This window comes from Confluentibacter sediminis, assembly GCF_003258355.1.
Taxonomy (GTDB): Bacteria; Bacteroidota; Bacteroidia; order Flavobacteriales; family Flavobacteriaceae; genus Confluentibacter; species Confluentibacter sediminis.
Map to the genome: position 1 here is coordinate 26,855 of NZ_QKPO01000008.1, position 19,821 is coordinate 46,675.

Sequence of the window (19,821 nt, forward strand, 5' to 3'; positions counted from 1 at the left end):
TATAATAAATAATTAAAATAGAAATTTTCTTATTGCCAAAAAAACCACTATTAGCATTTTTATAATATAAATATAAAATAATAAGGTTTTTTTAAAATATACCGCAAAAAAATGGGGTTTAAATAAAAATACTATAGACTTTTATTAAAACCCCCCTGTAAAATGGTAAGTATTGGTTAAAAAATTATATTTGTGTTAACTTATCAAAATTATAAAACATTCACTATGGCAAAAATTAAATTAGAATACCTTTGGTTAGATGGTTATTTTCCAACTCAAAATTTGAGAAGTAAAACTAAGGTAGAGGAACATGAAAACTTTAAAGGCACATTAGAAGAAATAGGAAATTGGTCTTTTGATGGTTCATCAACGAGACAAGCAGACGGTGGGTCTTCCGACTGTGTTTTAGTTCCTGTTGCGATTTACCCAGATCCTGAACGTGTTAATGGTTGGTTGGTAATGACAGAGGTTTACAATGCTGATGGAACGCCTCATGTTTCTAATGGTAGAGCTACTATTGATGATGAAGATGATGATTTCTGGTTTGGTTTTGAGCAAGAATATTTTATTATGGATACTGCCACTGGCTTACCATTAGGTTTCCCAATTAATGGATATCCAAAACCACAGGGTATGTACTACTGTTCTGTTGGTGGTTTAAATACACATGGTAGAGATTTAGTTGAAGAACATGCCGATTTATGTATTCAAGCAGGTTTAAATTTTGAAGGTATTAACCAAGAAGTTGCTTGTGGCCAATGGGAGTTCCAATTATTTGCAAAAGGCGCTAAATTAGCTGGAGACGAATTATGGGTTGCAAGATATTTATTAGATAGATTAACTGAGAAATATGGTTACTATATTGAGTACCATCCAAAACCACTTGGTAAAGATATGGATTGGAATGGTTCTGGTATGCATGCTAATTTCTCTAACTCCGTTTTAAGAACTTGTGGAGACAAAGAAGTTTATGCTAAAATATGTGAAGCTTTCCGTCCTGTTGTGGAAGAACACATAGCCGTGTATGGTGAGTTTAATGACCAACGTTTAACTGGTAAACATGAAACTGCATCGATCCATGATTTCTCTTGGGGAGTTTCAGATAGAGGTGCTTCAATCCGTATTCCTTTAATTGCCGTTAAAAAAGGTTATAAAGGTTGGCTAGAAGACAGACGTCCAGCTTCAAATGGTGATCCATACAAAATTGCTGCTAGAATTGTTAAAACCGTTAAATCTGCTAAGATTTAATTAAAACATATAGATTTCATTCATACAAATAAGGCTTACAGAAATGTAAGCCTTATTTGTTTTACTTATCTTTTTTTTTCGGATTAAAATATTAGGTACATAAAAACAGCATACCCTAAAACCAACAAAAAACCTTTAAGCTTATTTAGTTCAAATTTTTTGGGAAGCAATACCAGTGGCAATAGTATGACCGCAAATCCAAGCATCCAAAAAATATCCCTTGAAAGAATGGACGGCTCAGTTACAGAAATAGGTTTTATAATGGCTGTCAGTCCTAAAACAGAACCAATATTAAAAATATTAGAGCCAATTAAATTCCCTAAAGAAATAGCTTTCTCTTTTTTAGCCGCCGCAATAATGGATGCCGCCAATTCTGGCACACTCGTCCCAACAGCTATTAAAGACACTCCTATAACGGCCTCGCTAACACCTATAGATAATGCAATATCCTTAGCGCCTTCTACCAACCATTCACTTCCAAAATACAACGAAATGGCCCCTATTAATAACCAAATAATTATTTTAAAATTTGAAACCACAGATAAGGTTTCATCAACCTCTTCAACAATATCATACTTTTTTGATTGTTTAATTAATATGATTAAAAATAGAATAAGACCGATAAATAAAACAGTTCCTTCTATACTAGAAAGCGAATTGTCATTATATAGAAAGCAATATAATACTATAGAAAAAACCATCATTACGGGCCAATTAAGCTTATAGAACGATGTATCAACAGCAATAGAACTTACTATGGCTGTAATGCCTAAAACCAATCCAATATTAGCGATATTAGAGCCTACCACATTATTAATTGCTATGGCAGGAGAACCAGACAATGCTGCTTGAAGACTCACTAACAATTCGGGAACAGACGTAGCAAATGATACAACCGTCATACCAATAACCATTTTTGAAATATTGAACTTGAATGATAACGCCACTGAAGACCTTACCAAAAACTCACCTCCTACTACTAATAGTACAAACCCTAGAATAACCAAAATAATACTCATAACTATTTTTTTTTACGAAGATAGTGTTTCGTTACTTTTTATGTTAAATAAATCAGTAATTGTTAACACTCTTTTAAGTAGTAGTTTTAAAGTTTAGTTAAACTTTTTTAATCAAATAATTTATATAATAATTTTATATAACAGTTTTAAAAATAAATAATTATGAAATCTAAAAATGTATTAAAAATAGGTACTGGCCTATTTATCATTGTGATTTTATGCCTCGTTTCTTTAAAAAGTTTTGCACATAAAAACACAAAAGCGGAGCCAACAAAACAAATTAGCAAAGATGCTAATGTGATTGTCACTATCGACAAAAAAACCACTCAAGAAGAATTTAATGACATTAAAAACATGCTTAAAGAAAATGGTATAACGGCAACTTTTAGCAATATTAAGCGTAATGACATGGGAGAACTTACGGGTCTTAAAATTGTAATGAACGACAATAATAACAACCAAGAAGCAGCAAGCAACATCTCTAGCTCATCTCCAATCGCTCAGATTACATTTGGAAAAAAAGATGGTTTGCTATTTATATCGCAAAGCAACACCGAACAAGGCGCGTTTGGTTTCTTTAATCAGCCAAATATGTTACCATTTGGTTCTGAAAATGATTCTATAGCAAGTCAATTCGGGAACTTTAATTTTGATGACTTTTTTAATAATGATGACAACAACAGCTTTTTCTTTGACGGAAAGCCTATGGATATTGACCAAATAAGAGAGCAAATAAAAAAACAAATGGAGTCTAGCGGAATGAATTCCAATAGTTTTTCGTGGTTTTTTGATTCAGAAAATAATTCCCAAAACCATTACAGTTTTGTTGATAAGCCTTATTTGAACAAACTCATTATTATTGATGGTAAAGAATCTAATTTTGAAAACTTAAATGATTTAGCAAAAGCAGACAAACTTAAAGCTGTAGATGATTTAAAACCTGAAACTGCTAAAAGTTTATATGGTGACAAAGCTAAAGATGGCGCTATTATAGCGACCACAAAATAACAATACCATAAACCTTCCAAAACAAATTGAGGCACTTAACAGTGCCTTTTTTATTGCATTAAAAACTAAATATTTCGTTAAATAACGATATATTTAGTTGTATAACTACAAAAATAGTTATATGTTTACTGAAAATTAAATATAAAATGTATTCACTATCAAGAAAAATTTATGCTTTTTTTACAATTTTTATAGGTTTATTATTTTTTACATCTGGAATAATGCGACATGATGTTAACGAAGCGGAATACTTAAAATTAGGCAGCCTAAAACAATTTGAGTCTGTTGGAGAGGTTATTAAAGATAGTACTAATAAAACAGAAGGATCATGTGTTCTTATAGACAAAAAATTTGTGCTCTCGGCGGCTCATGTTTTTGCAGAATTTGAAACAACTCCAGATACAATTAAAATGAACGGTCAAAAAATAGTAGTCAATCTACCTTCAAAAGCTAAACTTGCCGACATTTCAAAATTCTATTTAAATTTTAACAACCAAAAATATAAGATTAAATCTGTCGTTCTTCATCCAAATTATTCTGAAAACTTTAAAAACGGAGGATATGACATTGCACTTATACAACTTAAAGAAGAAATCAAAAATGTTATCCCAGCAACTCTCAATAAATCCTTAAACGAATTAAACGAAAATGTTGTTGGTGTTGGATATGGTATGTCTGGTGTTGCAAATAAGCCTAACGAATTATCTCTACAGCATAAAAAAATTGGGGGAGAAAATGTTATTGACAGTATTGGTGGATTAAAAATAAAAAACCTTCACACCATATTATATTGTGATTTTGATAGTTCAGAAGATCCTTCTTTAAACCTTATGGGTAGTGCTTTACCTAGACCTTTGGAATACTTGCCTGTTGCTGGCGATAGCGGAGGTGGTCTTTTTAGACAAGATGGAAATTCATGGAATCTAATTGGAATAGTTCACGGAGGTAAAATAGATTTAAATCACCTTAAAAAAAATGGATATTATGGTACTCTTATGGGTTGGACTAGGGTTTCTGTTTTTAATGATTGGATAACCAAAACTATGGATGAAAAAAGAAAATAAAAATATATTTATAATAAATATGGAAAAGCTAACAAACAAAGAAGAAGAAATCATGCACATTTTGTGGAAGCTTGAAAAAGGTTTTGTAAAAGACGTGATGGCAGAAATAAAAAATGATAAACCACATTACAACACCTTATCAACCATTATAAGAAATCTAGAAGACAAAGGCTATGTATCTTATAAAGCTTACGGAAAAACGCATGAATACTTCCCTATTGTTAGCAAAGAAACGTATAGAAAAGGCTTTATGAATACAGCCATTGACAATTACTTTAACAACTCCTATAAAAATATGGTCTCATTTTTTGCAAAAGAAGAAAAAATAAGTGTGGAGGAACTTAAGGAAATTATAGCATTAATAGAAAAACAAAAATAATATGGAATATCTATTAAAAGTGAGTGCCGTTGTAGCGATTTTCTATCTAAGCTATAAACTGTTTTTGCAACGGGATACCTTTTTTGAATCAAACCGATGGTTTTTAATTCTTGGTCTGATATCTTCTTTAGTGATTCCATTTTTAGTAATTCCCATTTATATTGAATATACACCTGTTGATCTATCCAATTTCACTATTAACGAACAAATTTCAACAGAAATTACTGAGAAGGCTTTTAATATTTTAGATTATTTAGCAATTTTTTATGGTCTAGGTGTTGCCTTTTTTTCTGTCCGCTTTTCTATTCAGTTTATGTCGTTAGCAACATTGATCTTCAAAAACAAAGGGCTTAAAAAAGAAAACTTTGTTTTTATTGAAACACAAACTAATATATTGCCTTTTTCATTTTTTAATTGGATAGTTTACAATCCTGAAAAATTTAACCAAACTGAACTAGAACAAATCATCACACACGAAAAAGTACATGCCAAACAATACCATTCTCTAGATATTTTAATAATGCATTTAAGTTGTATTCTACTTTGGTTCAATCCGTTTATATGGTTTTACCATAAAGATTTGAAACAGAATTTAGAGTTTATTGCAGACAAAAAAACAATAAAAGAATACAACTGCAAAAAAAGCTATCAATACACGTTGCTTAAAACAAGTATGCCATCTCATCAAATGGCTTTAAGTAACAATTTTTATAATTCATTAATCAAAAAACGAATCGTTATGTTACAAAAATCAAAATCAAAAAAAATCAATCAATTGAAGTATGCGCTGGTCATTCCTTTTGTGGCTCTATTTTTAATGGGTTTTAATACGAAAGAAATTTATGTTGAAAAACAAAATCCTAGAAAATCAAACTTAATAGAAACATCAAAAAAAATAATTCCTGAAGATATCTATATCATTATTACAAAAGATTTTACCGATGAAGACTTCAAAAGAGTTATTGCTGAAGCACAAGAGCAAGGCATCAAACTTACTTTTACAAACATTAAGCGCAATGATAAAAACGAAATCATTTCTATTGACGCTGCCTTTACAAACGAGAATGGCTCAGGAACTTTTAACCTAAACGGAAAAGAACCCATAAAATCATTCGCTTACAGTCAAAATGATGAAGGGTTTGGGTTTGGAACCGCATGGGAAACAAAATCTATTTTTGGAAAAACTACGGCCGATGTTACAGTAGTTGGATATGGAGACAAAACTGCTAGCACATCACAAATTATTTTGAAAGGCGTATCTAACGCAAATGGCACATCACCCTTAATTGTTATTGATGGAAAAGAAATACCAAACAAAAATTTAAATGAGGTCATTAAACAAGATGACATTTACTCCATAGATGTTCTAAAAAATGAAAATGCCAAAAGTTTATATGGTGAAAAAGGTAAAGACAGGGTTATAGTAATTACCAGCAAAGAAAAAGCTAAAATTGAAGGAAAAACAATGAACAATGTGACAGTAGTTGGGTATGGTACTATGTCTGATTCAACTAAAACCATCAGAATTGGACATAAATTGGATGTTGGAAAAGATAAACACCCTTTAGTAATTGTTGATGGTAAAGAAATACCACAAGAAGATTTTGAAAAATTAAATCCAGACAAAATAGAAACTATGACCATTTTAAAAGCTGAAACTGCAACAAAAAAATACGGTAAAAAAATTGAAAATAATGTTATTGAGATTACCACCAAAAAGTAAATTGCAAGCTATTCTATAATTTTAAAGCACTCCCAAAAGGGGTGCTTTTTTATTTTAAAAATAATCAAAACTTCAAAATAGCGGCTTTTTAAAGTATTTATTCCCTATAACTTTTAAAAACATCTCAAAAACCTCCTATAATTATTATAATTTATAACAATAAACATATTTATTAGTTAATAATTTAAACTTTAATGAAGTAATATTAATTAAATATATTATAAATATGATTTTTTTAGTTACATATTTATAGTCAATTTCATAGATTTTAGTGAAAGTATTATAGCAAACATGGGCAAATATCTATCTTCAATAAACAATTTATAATTGAAACTATTTACTAACTATAAAACCTAAAATTATGATCACACTTGCCGAACTTGTAATTGAATTTATCATTTCAATTATATTCTAAAAAAAACGTAAAACTTAGTCTAGAATAAGTTTTACTACTTTTGTCTTTTAAGAAGGATGTTAAAAATGAAAAAGCAAGTATTCAAGATTTTAGCAAAAATCAATAAAATAGTTTTGCCCAGTTATTCTAAAAAACAATTAGATTTAGCTAAAGCCAGTAAACTACAAATGGCTATTATTGGGTGGAGATGGTTTATTACAAAAAATGCTTTAGATTAATCTGTAATTAAATCAAAATCTCTTGATTTTTTTCTAATTTTAAAACATGTATTCAGAGATTAATAAAAACATATCCAAATACGTTTCTTTTACTGAAGAAGAATTAAATATATTCCATTCTTTATTAGAAATAAAAACGGTTTCAAAAAAGGAATATCTTCTTCAAGAGGGCGATATTTGCGATTTTGAAGCGTTTGTTATTAATGGTTGTTTGATAAAATATTATATCAATGAAAAAGGTGCCGAAGTTATTGTTCAATTTGCCATTGAAGATGGTTGGATAAGTGATATTGCTAGTTTTTCCAATGGTAAACCAAGTCATTTTTTTATTGAAACATTAGAAGATAGTGAGCTTTTTATACTAACACCATCTAAAAAAGAAGAATTACTTTCCAGAGTTCCTAAATTTGAGCGTGTTTTTAGAATACTTGTACAACGCCATCTTTCTGTAACGCAAGATCGCTTAGTAAATACCATTGCCAAAACTGCTCCAGAAAAATATCTTGATTTTTTAGAACATTACCCAACCATTCCACAAAGAGTTGCTCAACATTATATTGCATCTTATTTAGGTATTTCTGCCGAGTTTTTAAGCAAAGTAAGAACCAGATTGGCTAAATCTTAATTGTAAATTTTTCTTTATAACAATTTCTGCCTTCTGTAAACATATAAAGTATGTCTTATTTATCCATGCTATTAATTTAATTTTTTTGCGGATTTTATTTTTCTTGTCCTAGTTCAATGCACAGGGTTTATATAAGCCGCAAATTTGTAATGTAATAATAAAGCATTTAAATAATGCTCAATTAAAATCACTTAAATAATAATTAAAATAAAACATTAAAATTATGGCAACTACAAAATGGACAATCGATCCAACACATTCAGAAATTGGTTTTAAAGTAAAACACATGATGTTTACAAACGTTTCAGGAAAATTTCAAGAATTTGAAGCTACTGCTGAAACCGAAGAAGAATTATTTGAAAACGTAAATTTTGAATTTACAGCAAAAACAAGTTCTGTAAATACGGGAAATCCTGATAGAGATGCCCACTTAAACAGTGGAGATTTCTTTGACTCAGAAAATTATCCAGAAATAGCTTTTAAATCTACTTCTTATAAGAAAGTCTCAAACGGAGCATATGAATTAAAAGGCGACTTATCATTAAAAGGTGTTAGCAAGCCTGTTACTTTAAATATTGAATTTCACGGAACAGCATTAGACCCTTGGGGAAATAAAAAAGCAGGTTTCGGGATTACTGGAAAAATCAATAGAAAAGATTGGGGACTTAACTGGAATTCTGCTCTTGAAGCTGGTGGCGTTTTGGTAGGAGAAGAAGTAAAACTAGTTATTGAATTACAATTTGTAAAACAATAAATTTTTGGTTCCCTTTCATAAATAAAAACCAAACACATCATGGAACATGTTCTTCAAGGCTTGCATCACATTACGGCTATTGCTGGTGATGCAAAAACAAATTTTAAATTTTACACGGAAGTTTTAGGTTTACGGTTTATTAAAAAAACAGTGAATTTTGATGACCCACATACCTATCATTTTTATTTTGGTGATGAAATAGGAAGTGCAGGAACTATACTAACATTTTTTCCTTGGGGTGCCGGAATCCCACAAGGACGAAGAGGTTCTGGCATGGCTACTGAAATTGGTTATTCTGTACCAAAAGGAAGTTTGGATTTTTGGATAAAACGTTTTGAAGAACATAATGTTATATACAACAAACCTGCTACCAAATTTGGGGAAAAATATGTAACATTTTTAGACCCTGATGGGTTAAAATTGGAACTCATTGAAGTTGAAGACAACAGAAAACCTTGGATTACCAATGAAGTCGCAATAGAGCATGCCACCCGAGGATTCCATAACATTACCATTACCTTAAATGATATTAAAGGCACGTCACATGTTCTTACAGATATTTTTGGTTACAAATTAGTATCAAAGGAAATTAATAGATACAGATATGTTATTGATACCGTAGAACATGCTTCCATAGTTGATTTGGTAGAATTACCTGAAGAAAAAAGAGGACATGTTGCTAATGGCACGGTGCATCATGTAGCATTTAGAGTAATAGACGATGAAACATTAATGTATTTTCGTGAAAAAGTAGAAGCTGCTGGTTTAAATATTACGCCACAAATAGATAGAAACTATTTCCACTCCCTTTATTTTAGAGAGCCAGGTGGTGTTTTATTTGAAATTGCAACAGATAATCCTGGATTTACAGTAGATGAATCTGTTGAAGATTTAGGTAAAAACCTAAAATTACCAGCTCAATACGAATCTCGTAGAAGTGAATTGGAAAATCATTTGGTAAAACTTAATTAATAGAATTATGGATTTTCAACCTTTAAAATACATATACAAATCTGCTGGAAACCATGAAGCACGCACCTTATTGCTGCTTCATGGGACTGGTGGAAATGAAAATGATTTAATTCCTTTAGCTAAAAACTTTGGAAATACTTTCAATATATTAAGCGTAAGAGGAAACGTTTTAGAACATGGCATGCCTCGCTTTTTTAAACGTTTAGGCTTGGGCATTTTTGATGAAAACGATTTAAAATTTAGAACCCACGAATTGGTCGCTTTCTTAAAAGAAATAGCCATCAAAGAAGGTTTTGATGTTGAAAAGATGATAGCTTTAGGATATTCTAACGGAGCTAATATGGCTGGTTCCTTATTAGTACTTTACCCTAACTTTTTATCTGGAGCTATTTTATTTAGACCTATGCTGCCTTACAAACAGATGCCTGATTTTGAAACTAACAACAATGTGCCTGTATTTATAAGTTCTGGGAATTCCGATTCTATGGTTAGGACAGAAGACATTGAATTTTATAAAAATATATTACAAGAAAATAACTTTAAGGTAGAACTTAATCAATTAAATGCGGGACATAATTTAATTGAAGAAGATATGGCATTAGCTGTTAAATGGTTTCATAAATTATTTTAAAAAACATGCTATGAATTCTAACATCACTAAAGTACATTCCGATGCTAATGGCGATACACATTTTAAGACTTAATGATACCCTTAAATGATAATGATGATATTGGTTATCTGTCTGAATCCCAAAAATTCAAACATTTGGTTTTTAGAAAAGTAGCAGCTACTTATGACTTTGATTTCCACCCAGCTCCAAAACGCCAATATGTGGTGTTATTGGATGGCGGCATTGAAATAGAAACCTCATTGAGTGCTAAACGTAAATTCACATCAGGAGATATTTTATTGTTAGAAGACACAACTGGCAAAGGTCACAAAACAAAAAATATAAAAGAAGCCATTAGATCTTCCTTATTTATAGAAATTTAATAACAAATCCTTAAATTTACTCAAAATCTATGACATGAAATCACCCTTAACTATAATAATATTGGCTCTTTTAATGGGCTGCACTGCTGTAAAAAAAGAAAGTAATATGTTTACAATTTCTAAAATTCAGCAAGAAAAAGATGGACAAACGCTTTTTCTAAAAGATAATGATAATAAGGTCTACACTACAATTATTAGCATTCCCAACGGAAACTTTATTAAAGTTAATGAGGGCGATAACATTCGTATTAAAATAAAAGAAATTTTAGATACAGATCCTCCAATAATAGTGTCCAAACATATAGAAATTTTAGATTGAAGCCTATCGGTTTAAAGTCATCCTTACATAAAGTATAAAAGAAAAAAGAATGAATTTAACAATCGAAAACATATTATTCGTTGGCTCTTTATTATTATTTTTAAGCCTTATTGCAGGTAAGACATCTTATAAATTTGGCGTTCCAACATTATTACTTTTTTTGGCCATTGGGATGTTGGCAGGTTCTGATGGCATTGGGGGTATTAATTTTGACAATCCACAAATTGCTCAATTTGTTGGCATAGTTTCTCTTAACTTCATCTTATTTTCAGGGGGTCTGGATACCAATTGGACTTCTGTAAAACCAATTTTAAGGGAAGGCCTTGTTTTGTCTACTTTTGGTGTTTTATTGACAGCTCTTTCATTGGGGACATTTGTTTGGTTCGTTACGGACTTTACAATTTATGAAAGTATGCTATTGGGATCCATTGTTTCATCAACAGATGCTGCTGCCGTATTTTCAATTCTACGTTCTAAAAACCTAGCTTTAAAAACTAACCTAAGACCTACGTTGGAGTTAGAAAGTGGTAGTAACGATCCTATGGCTTACGTGCTGACTATTGCATTTTTGACACTGGTAATCAATCAAGACCAAAACATTTTTTCTATCATCCCTTTATTTCTCCAACAAATGATTTTGGGCGGAGTTGCAGGTTTTGGGTTTGGGAAATTAAGCAAATTCATTATTAACAAAATCCAACTCGACTTTGAAGGACTTTATCCTGTATTGGTTATCGCTTTAATGTTCATTACATTTTCTGCAACCGACTTTGTAGGCGGAAATGGCTTTCTAGCTATTTACATTTGTGCCGTTTATTTGGGTAATCAAGACTTAATACACAAAAAAACCATCTTAAAAATGTATGACGGTTTAGCCTGGCTAATGCAAATCGTATTGTTTCTTACATTAGGATTGCTTGTTTTTCCTTCTCAAATTATTCCATATATGGGTATTGGGCTTCTTATTTCTTTGTTCTTAATACTTGTTGCGCGTCCTGTAGGCGTATTTATAAGTCTAATGTTTTTCAAAATGAAATTAAGAAGGCGATTATATATTTCTTGGGTTGGATTACGTGGTGCTGTCCCCATTGTATTTGCTACTTATCCTCTATTAGCCGGAATTGACAAAGCTCATATGATTTTTAATATTGTATTCTTTATATCGGTTACTTCCATTCTTATCCAAGGCACCACACTGTCCATTATTGCGAAATGGCTTAGAGTGGCATTGCCAGAACAAGCAAAGAAACTAACTGCAACGGATTTGCTATTGACAGAAAGCCCAAAAGCTGAGATGAAAGAAATTTTAATAACAACAGAGAGCTTTGCCGTAGATAAAAAAATCGTGGAATTGGGATTTCCAAAAGCCGCAATAATAGCCATGATTATCAGGAACAATAGCTATATCACCCCAAATGGATCAACAAAAATAGAAGCACAAGACACTTTAATTGTTCTAGCTGATAGACATATCGTTTTTTATGATGTATACAAAGCACTCAAAATATAAGCTCAGCAGATATTATAAATAAGAGTCATTCTGGCGAAAAAGTGTTTATTTTATAGTTTTTTAATTTAAAACCCAAAGCCCATTTTAAAAGCTAACCTTAAACCATCATGTCCATGAAAAGCAGACACATTAAAAGTCATAAAGTCTGCCGCATTGGCGAAAATACCCCCTCCCATGGATGTATTCCATTTTCGTGATGAATCATTTTCCAACCACACACGACCATAATCAAACCCTCCATAAAAACCAATATGGAGTGGTAATAATCCTGTTTTCACTTTATTTACATTTACTCTTAAATCTGTGCTTTGAACAAATGAATTCTTTCCTGTAAAACGTTGATTCCTATACCCTCTTAAGCCATTACTAGCTCCAATAGTGGCTGCTTGATAAAATTCATAGCCTTCACCAATATTAATATGCCCAATTAAGTTTGATGCCAAAACGATATTGCCGCTTGAAACTAATTTATAATCAATCCCTAATTGTGGCATGACATACATAAAATCATTTGAATTATTGACATTCGATTTATAGCCTATTTCCAAGCTAGTCGACATTCCTAACGTTGGAAAAGCCTTATTGTCATAATTTTCAAAAGCATACTTAACCTCTCCTCCAAAAAAACTACTGCTTACCTCCACATTATTACCTATAAATTGGTTTATAAAACGTCCCTGGGTTTCTTCAACTTCATTAGTTTCATAAGATAATCCTACTTTAAAGCTTGCACCCATTTGACCTCTCCAAATTAATCTTGAAGCAACTTTTAAGAGTCTTATTTTCACTCGATTATAATCCATACCAACCTCAAGTCCATCACTATCATCAGCTTCAGGGTTTGACGTTTCATTCCCATAACCAAAAAAGTTTACAGCATAATTTGGACTTGTGTAAACAGCATCAAAACCTAAATTCATATTTCCTATTATTTTTGCAAATTCCCCTTGATAAGCCAATTCAAAACCATTAGTTGCAAAATAATAGGCTCCTTTAAATGTGTGTTGCGAAGTAAATGGGTTTCTTTCAAAACCATAGTTTTTATAGGTATTTGAGATTCCTATTTTAAATCCATCATCTGGGTTAGCTCCAAGTGTTGGAATAAATTGATTGGAACTATTTTTTAACTTTTTATAATCATATACATTGGTTTCATAATCATCAGTTAATTTCTGACTTCCCTTATGGGTTACAAACTCATTAGTTTTGGATTTGTAGTCATAAATTTTCACTCTAGCTCCATTTTCAATATCATAGGTATCTGTATTCTGCCCTCCCACTAAACGAATTTTAATCGGTTTGTCCCCTTCGCCATAAACTTTAAATACATCGTCATCATCTAAACCATACACCCAAATTTCTTTAGTTTCGTCATTATGATATATCCTATCATGAAAGACATCTCCCTTTTTCCCGTTTTTAATTCGAAATGCCGTTACTTTAGTACTTCCTTTTGGTAAGCGCTCTATTTCAAACCAGTCATCTTTGTTGGTTCCTTTTACAACAGCATAGTTATTGATATGCTTATAATAAGCATCTGATATTGTCTGTAGATTTGCTAGTCTTCCTTTTAACTTCTGTTTAATTTCCATTACGGTTGCATCATTAACTTCCTTTGGAAAATTTAAAAAAGCTTTATCTATAACTTCATCCGTTATGTTTTTAACTAAATAATTGACTTGTTCATCCCAAACCTCTTTTCCTGATTGATTGATTAATGCCATATCCAATGAGTACGGTTCTAAATTGAACCATTTTGTATTTTTCAGCTCTTCACCATAACTTTGCATTAATCGTAAAGTGGGAATTGCTTTTGTTGCAAAACTTAACAAAACGCCATCTGCCATGATTGAAAACGCCTGATCTCTGTCTCTAGGCACTGGACGATACCATTTTTTTCCATTGATTTTAAATTCTGCCCAACGCCATTGATCTTCATGTCTGTCCCAATCTCCAATAAGCATATCAAATAATCGAGCTTTGATATAGGCTGGTTCATCTAAAACAAAATCTTCATCTTTATTTAGTTTTTTCAATAAATCGTCGGTACTTATTAATTCATTGGAAAAACCAAAACTTGCTAGGTCTCCATGTCCTGAATCGGCACGTTCCTCAATCATATATAATTCATCACCAAACTCACTGTTAAATTCGCCTAAAGCCTTTTGTTTAGGTACATAATACAATTTGGGATTTGTATGGTAAATTCCAACGGCGTCCGATAATGTTCCAATAGTAAAAGGTGCATAAGGGTGCGCACCTGCAAACACATCCATTAACAATCCCTCTGTATAAGTATCGTTGAATTGTCCCTCAATATAACGATCTTTGAACGCCACAGCTTGCAAATATCGAACGGCACTTTTACGAAGCGCACGCATCACATACTCCTTGCCTTTTTCATCTACTAAACGCAATGATTTTGATTGATGCCCACCTCCCATCCTGATAGGGACGACACCTCCAAACAAGGTGTCAAGGTTCACAGTAGATGCGTTTACTTTGGTGCTGTAGTATTTTCGATAGCGATTACCCCATAAAACTTTATAAAGACCACCTTTTTCTGTTTCCTTTTCTGAATAGATAGAAGCTAATTCCTCCTTTGGGAATGGTGTTTCAAATTGGGTTGTTTCTTCAGGTTTTTTATTTTCTGAAAGCACCTGACTTTCAAAAGCAACTTTTTGGTCATTAACTGAGAAAAAACGAACGTGAGAGGAGCCATCTTCAAAAACGTCCAATCTTGCAAACCCTGGAGACGCATAAGAGAACTGACCACCACCCACATTTCTGGTAGCAGACAGTTTGGAACCAGAACCACTTATAATTTGAGGTAAATTATCTTGCACAATGTATTGCAGATTATGATCATGACCAGACACAAAAATGACTTTATCATTTTCTTGAGACATCGTTATAATACGCTTTCGCAACTCATTATAACGCTTATTCTGTATATCAACCGAAGCTAAACCACTCGTTTTTCTAACAACATTTTTTAAAGTTCCTAAAATGGGTAAAGGGGAAAGATAACTTGCAAACGAATACTGCCCTCCATGACTCCCATTGGTAAACATAGGATGATGAATGGCCAATATGGTTGTTTTACCTCGTGCTTTTTTTATGTCTCCTTCCAGTTCTTCAAAAAACTTATCTCTGGTTTTTATATCACAATCGTCATTTATTGTTGGATGATTATCCCAATTGGTTAAATACCATTCTGAATCAACAACAATCAAAACAATATCATCAGATATGTCCACTTTATCGATTGGACAACCATTTTCAGGCAAAAATGTGTTTTTTCCTAATTTGTCTTCTATAAAGTTTTCTTGACGTTTTAACCCTTTCAACCCCTCTGAATACCAGTCATGATTTCCCGGAATGAATATAGCATTCCCTTTAAAATCCTTTACCGCATCCATCTGAACGTTTAATTGGTGTTCGGCAAAGCCCCTTCCGTCTTCATCTTTTTTAGGCAATCCATTTGGATAAATATTATCTCCCAAAAAAATGACCGTACTATTTTTAGAGGCTTTATTTAATTGTGATTTCAAAAGCTTTAATGCATTTGTCTCATTATCGATAGGCGAATTTCCTGCATCGCCTATAAAATAAAACGACTGTGCAATCGTTTTATCCTCTGGAAAGTTTTTTTCTTTGAATTCGTCTGAATATTGGGCTTTATAAGTAGCACAAGACACCGAAAAAAAAGATATAAAAATTAAAATGATGGTTTGTCTAAAAGTCACGATAATGGATTAATTATTATCTTAGTAAAAATAATATTTTAAATGAATGAATTACTTATAGAGGTCGAGAATTATGTATCTAATTTACTTAGAAAAAAATTATCGCATGTATTTGTTTACCATAACCTGAGCCATACGCATCGGGTGATAAAATGCATACAAGAACTTATTGAAAATGAGGCCATAAGTGAAAATGAGACGGAAAACCTATTAATTGCAGCTTGGTTTCATGACTCAGGCTATATAAATGGTACTGATAATCATGAAGAAGAAAGCGTTACTATTTCAACTGAATTTTTAAAAAGTAAAAACATAGATTCCGAAAAAATACATGCTATTTCTAAAATTATTTTGGCAACAAAAATGGGTTATGAACCTGAAAATTTAGCTGAACAAATAATACGTGATGCAGATTGCGCGCATTTATCAGATAAAAACTTTATTGAAATTAGTGAGCTTTTAAGACATGAATGGGAACAGACTAAAGATAAATTATTTACAGACAGTGAATGGACTCAAGAAAACATATCTTTTTTAACCAAACAACACCAATTTTATACCAATTATGCCATAAACACTTGGCAAAATGGAAAAGATAGAAATTTAGTATCTCTGTTTAAAATTCAAAAAAAACTACAGCAAGATGAGCAAAAGAATATGGCGAAACATGAAGCACTAGCTTTTAAGAAAAAGAAAGCTAAACTGCCTGAACGTGGTATAGATACCATGTTTAGAGTCACGCTAAGAAACCATATTACTTTAAGCAATATTGCAGATACTAAGGCAAATATTTTACTTTCAGTAAATGCCATAATTATATCCTTGGTACTATCTAACTTAATACCAAAACTTGACAATCCTTCCAACCAATATTTGATCTATCCAACAGTCATTTTCACCCTATTTACGGTTACCTCCATGATTTTATCTGTAATAGCAACGAGACCAAATGTGACCAGCGGAAAATTCACTAAAGAAGATGTGAAAAACAAAAAAGTGAATTTACTTTTTTTTGGAAATTTTCACAAAATGAAACTTGATGAATTTGAATGGGCCATTAAAGAACTTATGAATGATAAAGATTATTTATATAATTCTATGACCAAAGATCTTTATTTTCTGGGATTGGTTTTAAATAGAAAATATAACATTTTAAGAATAACCTATACAGTTTTTATGATAGGAATTGTTTTAAGTGTCATTGCCTTTTATATAGCGTTTCAATCTTCTGGAATTAAAAATTAAGCCTTTAATTCTTTCATTAGATCGTCATAGGTATAAAACTCTTTTTTACTATCGTCTTTATGGTATAATATGCTTACTCTAATAGCCTTTAAACCTGTTACTGCCTGTAAATCTTGCAATTCCAATATTTCAATATCTTCATCTAAATAATTTTTGGATTGCAAAAATTTAATGTAACGCAAATATTCTATTTCATCTTCCTTTTGGGAATAAATAATCGTTATTTTACCCTTTTTAGTAACACGTTGTTTTGTGCCTTTTATAAAGGCTTTATCAACACGCTTTTTTACAATCTCATAACGTGCATTATATGTACCATCTACATCAAATTGTTTTTCATCCATTCTAAAACTTATGGATAACGGTTGATTGAACACCAAGATCATAGATGCCACATCTAATTGCATAGGAAACTCACTTTTCATTTGGTAATATTCATTTTCCATCTCACACATTACTTGTAATTGCCACAATCTTAAATTATACAAGTAAATAATGTTAAAAGTCTCTTCTTTGGCAATCGCTTCACCGATATACATGGTATGTTCAACTCCATCGGTTTTAAATCGTTCAAAAAAATGCGGATACATGTTTTGAGCGTCTACTTGTTTTTTATCAAGAATAGAAGCCATTCTTTTATTGATTAACGAAATTGTTTCATCATAATTCTTCCTGTAAATATAGATACCTTTCAGCTTATTATCGATGCTATCCATATAATGATGAATCGGATCTTTCAAATAATCCACATGCCTTAAATGTTCAAATAACGGATTAATCTCGTATCTTAAAAAGCCTAGTATTTGTTGTTCGCTATCAACTTTAAAATAATTATTTAAAGCTTCTAAGTAGTCCGTAACCTGAAAAATATATTGTTCATAAATGGGTAAGGATTCTTTAGAAAAGGCTATTTCTATGATGTTCTTTACTGCTTTTAATTGTAAGGTTAAATCATTTTGAGTGGCCCAATTTCTAGCTTCAGAAGACCCTTTAATATCTATTTGTCCATATAAAGGATAAATATCTTCGAATGAAATTTTATTGAATATAGCATTATGTCCTTTAAATTGCGCTTTAATGAAGTTTTTAGCTTCTCTTTCAAATTTCCAATAAACACTTGGATGTATAGATGTACATTCTTGCTGTATAACGGCTTCTATTAAGTTTTGCTCTTCCCTTTTTGACCTTAAAACTGAGGCAACTATAAAAGGCATGATATCGATAAGCTTATTGGCATTTATACTGTTCAAAATTTTAGGATTGCTAGAAACCAATTCTAAAATACCTAGTAATTCATCATTATTGGCAATAGGTGCCAATATGGCGCTTTTTATACCTTGTTCTTTTAACGCAGTAATCTCAGGTGAATTTCCTTTAGATAATTCATACATTCTATCAACATCTGAAACTGTATAAAACTTATTTTCCTTTAATAGGTAATTATAAGAACCATCACACAGAAGATTTTTGCAATTATTGGTTTCTCTATCGTTTAACAAAAAACTAGTAATACCTTCACCATAAACATGTTCAAAGGAATCTTCTGCTTCATTGTAAGCGGAAAAGCCCACTCTTAAATCTTTTATTCCTAGAAAAGATTGAAATATCTTATAAAAATCTTTCATTAAGTAATCTTTGTTGGTATCTTTTTTAGATATCAATGCCGACTTAATGTTAGAAATGGACTGGTCATCAGTTACATTAAAAATATTGGAAATAACAAACCCTTTAAAAATGTAGCTGTTTGGTGGAAATTTTTCTTTCCATAAATCTATATTATTAAAATTATCTAGCAACTCATCATAATCTTCTTGTGATATTGGTTTTGCTAAATCTGTAGGGATTATTTCAGAAAAATCTGCATTATACAGAATTTTATAATATTCCAATACACCTTGTTTATTGGGGATTTCATAATAAAAAGGCCTTTTGAAATTGATATCATAACCATAACAGGTGTTAAGTATAATACTACATGCCACAATATAAATGTCGGCTATGGGCATGTTTTTTATCTTTAGCTCAAAGCCTTCACCCGCATCTCCAATGATTTTTTTGAACCTTTCAGATAAATTAAAAATAGTATTTCCAAACGGTATTGATGCTGCCTTTATTTCGTTATGTGTTAAAATAGGATTGAAAGAATCATGGAGGATGGTTTTTATTTGGCTTTTGTAGATTTCCAATAAAGACAAGTCTGTGAACCCTTCTCTAAGCTTAGGATAGTCCGCCCCAATTTTTAAGATTCTTTTTGCATTATCAGCTATTAACTCGTTATTATCATCAACCAATTTTTCGTATTGCGATAACAATTTATTAAAGCTAATCTTAAAACATACTGGTAGTTCAATTTGTGGGGTATTCTCCATTTGAAACTTCTTTATTTTATAAAAATACAAATATAATATACGTTTGTCGTAAAAGCTATACCATTATTTCACATATGATGCATTAAATTTAAAAACTATCAATTATCAAAAGCACAGGAAATAATGGTCTAAAAATTAGTTTATTAATTGATAACCCTAGATATTCTTGCTATATTTAAATTATTATTACAAACTGAAATGAGGTTGTAG

The 19,821-nt window shown here is 31.4% G+C and carries 17 protein-coding genes; 14 read left to right on the plus strand and 3 right to left on the minus strand.

Features of this window, described 5'->3' with window-relative positions:
* Positions 1 to 225: 225 nt before the first annotated feature.
* Positions 226 to 1,248, plus strand: a complete 1,023-nt coding sequence (locus tag DKT72_RS08235; RefSeq protein ID WP_111308264.1) for a glutamine synthetase beta-grasp domain-containing protein — start codon at positions 226 to 228, stop codon at positions 1,246 to 1,248.
* An 83-nt stretch (positions 1,249 to 1,331) separates the two neighbouring features.
* On the opposite strand, the gene DKT72_RS08240 is transcribed toward DKT72_RS08235, so the two are convergent.
* Complete coding sequence (locus DKT72_RS08240) at positions 1,332 to 2,267, minus strand: calcium/sodium antiporter (RefSeq protein ID WP_111308265.1); 936 nt, start codon at positions 2,265 to 2,267, stop codon at positions 1,332 to 1,334.
* Between the two features lie 162 nt (positions 2,268 to 2,429).
* Between DKT72_RS08240 and DKT72_RS08245 the strand changes: the two genes are divergently transcribed.
* The 12 genes from DKT72_RS08245 (at position 2,430) to DKT72_RS08300 (ending at position 12,248) form a co-directional block, all read left to right on the plus strand.
* Complete coding sequence (locus DKT72_RS08245; RefSeq protein ID WP_111308266.1) at positions 2,430 to 3,275, plus strand: hypothetical protein; 846 nt, start codon at positions 2,430 to 2,432, stop codon at positions 3,273 to 3,275.
* A 146-nt stretch (positions 3,276 to 3,421) separates the two neighbouring features.
* Positions 3,422 to 4,339 (plus strand): trypsin-like serine protease, encoded by a 918-nt coding sequence (locus DKT72_RS08250; protein WP_111308267.1) that lies wholly within the window; start codon positions 3,422 to 3,424, stop codon positions 4,337 to 4,339.
* Between the two features lie 19 nt (positions 4,340 to 4,358).
* Positions 4,359 to 4,718 (plus strand): BlaI/MecI/CopY family transcriptional regulator, encoded by a 360-nt coding sequence (locus DKT72_RS08255; RefSeq protein WP_111308416.1) that lies wholly within the window; start codon positions 4,359 to 4,361, stop codon positions 4,716 to 4,718.
* Between the two features lies 1 nt (position 4,719).
* Positions 4,720 to 6,441, plus strand: coding sequence for a M56 family metallopeptidase (locus DKT72_RS08260; RefSeq protein ID WP_111308268.1), 1,722 nt, complete (start codon positions 4,720 to 4,722; stop codon positions 6,439 to 6,441).
* Between the two features lie 480 nt (positions 6,442 to 6,921).
* Positions 6,922 to 7,074 (plus strand): SsrA-binding protein, encoded by a 153-nt coding sequence (locus DKT72_RS08265; protein ID WP_111308417.1) that lies wholly within the window; start codon positions 6,922 to 6,924, stop codon positions 7,072 to 7,074.
* A gap of 46 nt (positions 7,075 to 7,120) precedes the next feature.
* Positions 7,121 to 7,699, plus strand: a complete 579-nt coding sequence (locus tag DKT72_RS08270; RefSeq protein WP_111308269.1) for a Crp/Fnr family transcriptional regulator — start codon at positions 7,121 to 7,123, stop codon at positions 7,697 to 7,699.
* A gap of 223 nt (positions 7,700 to 7,922) precedes the next feature.
* The gene (locus DKT72_RS08275) at positions 7,923 to 8,453 is read left to right on the plus strand and encodes a YceI family protein (RefSeq protein ID WP_111308270.1); all 531 of its coding nucleotides are present in this window, start codon (positions 7,923 to 7,925) and stop codon (positions 8,451 to 8,453) included.
* Positions 8,454 to 8,492: 39 nt separating this feature from the next.
* On the plus strand, positions 8,493 to 9,425 hold the full coding sequence (locus DKT72_RS08280; protein WP_111308271.1) for a ring-cleaving dioxygenase: 933 nt from the start codon (positions 8,493 to 8,495) through the stop codon (positions 9,423 to 9,425).
* A 7-nt stretch (positions 9,426 to 9,432) separates the two neighbouring features.
* Positions 9,433 to 10,056, plus strand: coding sequence for an alpha/beta hydrolase (locus DKT72_RS08285; RefSeq protein ID WP_111308272.1), 624 nt, complete (start codon positions 9,433 to 9,435; stop codon positions 10,054 to 10,056).
* A gap of 72 nt (positions 10,057 to 10,128) precedes the next feature.
* Positions 10,129 to 10,419, plus strand: a complete 291-nt coding sequence (locus DKT72_RS08290) for a cupin domain-containing protein (RefSeq protein ID WP_235841655.1) — start codon at positions 10,129 to 10,131, stop codon at positions 10,417 to 10,419.
* Between the two features lie 34 nt (positions 10,420 to 10,453).
* A complete protein-coding gene (locus DKT72_RS08295) occupies positions 10,454 to 10,738 on the plus strand; it encodes a hypothetical protein (protein WP_111308273.1) in 285 nt (94 codons plus the stop codon).
* Positions 10,739 to 10,787: 49 nt separating this feature from the next.
* A complete protein-coding gene (locus DKT72_RS08300; protein WP_111308274.1) occupies positions 10,788 to 12,248 on the plus strand; it encodes a potassium/proton antiporter in 1,461 nt (486 codons plus the stop codon).
* Positions 12,249 to 12,313: 65 nt separating this feature from the next.
* Here the strand turns inward: DKT72_RS08300 and DKT72_RS08305 are convergent, their stop codons facing one another.
* The gene (locus DKT72_RS08305; protein ID WP_111308275.1) at positions 12,314 to 15,997 is read right to left on the minus strand and encodes a metallophosphoesterase; all 3,684 of its coding nucleotides are present in this window, start codon (positions 15,995 to 15,997) and stop codon (positions 12,314 to 12,316) included.
* A gap of 42 nt (positions 15,998 to 16,039) precedes the next feature.
* On the opposite strand from DKT72_RS08305, the gene DKT72_RS08310 reads away from it, so the two are divergent.
* On the plus strand, positions 16,040 to 17,242 hold the full coding sequence (locus DKT72_RS08310; RefSeq protein WP_111308276.1) for a Pycsar system effector family protein: 1,203 nt from the start codon (positions 16,040 to 16,042) through the stop codon (positions 17,240 to 17,242).
* On the opposite strand, the gene DKT72_RS08315 is transcribed toward DKT72_RS08310, so the two are convergent.
* Positions 17,239 to 19,611 carry a GAF domain-containing protein gene (locus DKT72_RS08315; RefSeq protein ID WP_111308277.1) on the minus strand — a complete coding sequence of 791 codons (2,373 nt, stop codon included), beginning with the start codon at positions 19,609 to 19,611 and terminating at the stop codon, positions 17,239 to 17,241. The two genes, DKT72_RS08310 and DKT72_RS08315, sit on opposite strands and share 4 nt — an antisense overlap.
* Positions 19,612 to 19,821 lie beyond the last annotated feature (210 nt).

Bases quoted from the DNA above. Each gene is read 5' to 3' on its own strand.
- DKT72_RS08235 (WP_111308264.1), top strand. From the start codon at position 226: ATGGCAAAAATTAAATTAGAATACCTTTGGTTAGATGGTTATTTTCCA.
- DKT72_RS08240 (WP_111308265.1), bottom strand. From the start codon at position 2,267: ATGAGTATTATTTTGGTTATTCTAGGGTTTGTACTATTAGTAGTAGGA.
- DKT72_RS08245 (WP_111308266.1), top strand. From the start codon at position 2,430: ATGAAATCTAAAAATGTATTAAAAATAGGTACTGGCCTATTTATCATT.
- DKT72_RS08250 (WP_111308267.1), top strand. From the start codon at position 3,422: ATGTATTCACTATCAAGAAAAATTTATGCTTTTTTTACAATTTTTATA.
- DKT72_RS08255 (WP_111308416.1), top strand. From the start codon at position 4,359: ATGGAAAAGCTAACAAACAAAGAAGAAGAAATCATGCACATTTTGTGG.
- DKT72_RS08260 (WP_111308268.1), top strand. From the start codon at position 4,720: ATGGAATATCTATTAAAAGTGAGTGCCGTTGTAGCGATTTTCTATCTA.
- DKT72_RS08265 (WP_111308417.1), top strand. From the start codon at position 6,922: ATGAAAAAGCAAGTATTCAAGATTTTAGCAAAAATCAATAAAATAGTT.
- DKT72_RS08270 (WP_111308269.1), top strand. From the start codon at position 7,121: ATGTATTCAGAGATTAATAAAAACATATCCAAATACGTTTCTTTTACT.
- DKT72_RS08275 (WP_111308270.1), top strand. From the start codon at position 7,923: ATGGCAACTACAAAATGGACAATCGATCCAACACATTCAGAAATTGGT.
- DKT72_RS08280 (WP_111308271.1), top strand. From the start codon at position 8,493: ATGGAACATGTTCTTCAAGGCTTGCATCACATTACGGCTATTGCTGGT.
- DKT72_RS08285 (WP_111308272.1), top strand. From the start codon at position 9,433: ATGGATTTTCAACCTTTAAAATACATATACAAATCTGCTGGAAACCAT.
- DKT72_RS08290 (WP_235841655.1), top strand. From the start codon at position 10,129: ATGATACCCTTAAATGATAATGATGATATTGGTTATCTGTCTGAATCC.
- DKT72_RS08295 (WP_111308273.1), top strand. From the start codon at position 10,454: ATGAAATCACCCTTAACTATAATAATATTGGCTCTTTTAATGGGCTGC.
- DKT72_RS08300 (WP_111308274.1), top strand. From the start codon at position 10,788: ATGAATTTAACAATCGAAAACATATTATTCGTTGGCTCTTTATTATTA.
- DKT72_RS08310 (WP_111308276.1), top strand. From the start codon at position 16,040: ATGAATGAATTACTTATAGAGGTCGAGAATTATGTATCTAATTTACTT.
- DKT72_RS08315 (WP_111308277.1), bottom strand. From the start codon at position 19,611: ATGGAGAATACCCCACAAATTGAACTACCAGTATGTTTTAAGATTAGC.